General features: G+C 27.7%; 1 protein-coding gene. It reads right to left on the bottom strand.

From position 1 onward, the window contains the following. A partial coding sequence (locus tag BM227_RS12495; RefSeq protein WP_143089754.1) for a hypothetical protein occupies positions 1 to 1,561 on the bottom strand: 1,561 nt, incomplete at its 3' end. Positions 1,562 to 2,052: the final 491 nt, after the last annotated feature.

The raw sequence follows: 2,052 nt of genomic DNA, 5'->3' as shown, positions 1-2,052 counted from the left end.
TTTCATTATTTTTAGTGTCAATTACATTGTTTAGCTCTGCTATATTGTTGTTTAGTTTGCTATTATCTGCTTCAAGCTCTTCAATACTAATGTTCAAGCTTTCAATTTCAGCATCACGCTCTTGTATCTCTTCTTTTAAATCTGCTATCTCGCTATTCTTAACAATAATAGTATTCTTTAGCTTTTCTGCTGTCTCAAGTGACTTTCTTAAAACATTTTCAGTGTTCTTTCTTTTTTCAAGTTCAGATAAATAATTTTTGTAATTAGTTTCTCTTGCCTGCTCTGCAATTTCAAGTTTTTTAGTCGTGCTTTTAAGTTTTTTAGTAGTTGTCTCAAGCTCTTTTTTAGTAGTATTTATTATCTCATCTTTTTTGACGCTCAAAAGTATTTCACTTTTTACATCTTCCAAAACTTCATTAACCACTACATCATTGTACTTGTTAGCTTCCAAATTTTTGACTGCTTCTATAATAGTATTTCCATTTTTCAAGCTATTAAGATATGTTTTTTTAGCCTTTTCTCTCTCTTGCTGTGCCATTTCAATTTTAAGTTTAAGCTCTTCAAATTCCCGTTTCTGTCGCTCTTCTAACTCCCTTAAAATTCTCTCTTCATAACTTTTAATGATATTTTCTTTTTCTGCTTTTATTTCATCAAGCTGTTCAACATTGTTTAAGTCAATAGTATAAGTTGTATGTAGCTCTTTCTCATTTTGTGCTATTGTTGCTTTTAGCTCTTCTTTTGTAGCACTCTTTTTATTTGTGTGTGTTGTCTGCTCTTTTATATTCTTTAACGCTTCTTTTTTCGTCTCAATTTCTTTAAAATCTTCATTACTTAGATCTTCTTTCAAAAACTTAGCATCAATATAATAGTTAATATTGTCATCTTTCCAGTTGTTGTCTAACTGTTGCATGCTTTTATAAAATTTTTCAATTTTATTGTTTTCAAATAGCGTTTTTAAATCTTCAAATATCGCATAATTTAACTTTTTAAAATCTTGCTTCTCTTCGATATTAGTTATTTTGCGTAATGTATATGTAGCTCTGATTTTATTTTGCTGTTTACTTAAAGCTTCAATCTGTTTAAAAAAGAGTTGATTATCTGCACTCCAAAGCCCATAAGTGCTACTATACATAGTTATTTGCTTATTCTCTTTGTCTGCTTCAATAGCTCTAAGAATTGCTCCAGATTCTTGATTTTTCAAAGCTTCTACAATCTCATCAAATTTTTCATTATCTTCTACTTGATAAGTCACTTTTTGCAAATCTAAGCTATTAATTTGCCTCAAGTTTTTAAGATTTTTCTGAAAATCAATGCTGAAAAGTTTTTGAATTTCAGTGTCGTTTTTTACAAGCTGTACTATTTCGTTATATTGCTTTAGTACATCTTCTTTTGTTTTTGCTTCTTTCGTACTAATATTTTGTAGTATTATTTCAATGTCGTTTTTGTCGTTTAAGTATCTACTAATTGCGTCTGCAGCAGTGTTGATCACTGTTGCGTTGTTGATGTCCTGCTCTTTGAATATGTTTGTAAGCTCTTGTTTGTTGTCAAGCAGCATTTTCATTTTTCAGCCTTTCAGTTTTTTTTCTCATTCTTCCTATATTATGCCTTTTTTTGTTGTAAATGTCAAGGGATTTATAAATATTTTTTTGAAAATTTTGCTAAATTTTTTACAACATTCAAAGTATATACAATGAAATATATTCATATTTCAAGGACTTTTTCAAATAAAAATCTTAACTATGAAATTTTTAATTTGGCTTATTATCATTAGATTAATATGTACTTAATAATATTTGATACTTCATCGAAATACATATGAATACTTTGTGTGTAAATTAACTTGTTAAGTTATAGACAAACTACTTATATATAGATATATAAAAAGATGTGAAAAAGTTGGATTAGCACTACTAAAACTTATTTTGTATATAAAAATTACAAAAAAATTTATAATTTTGTAGCCCATTCCGATACTAAGGAATACTTTTTGCTATAAAGCCAAAAAAGTATATTTATATCGGGAGAAAAAATGGAGCCAGAATTATTGAAAAT

Source organism: Hydrogenimonas thermophila (assembly GCF_900115615.1).
Lineage (GTDB): Bacteria > Campylobacterota > Campylobacteria > Campylobacterales > Hydrogenimonadaceae > Hydrogenimonas > Hydrogenimonas thermophila.
Note: the sequence above shows the minus strand (reverse complement) of the source record. Positions and strands in the feature narration are given on the sequence as shown.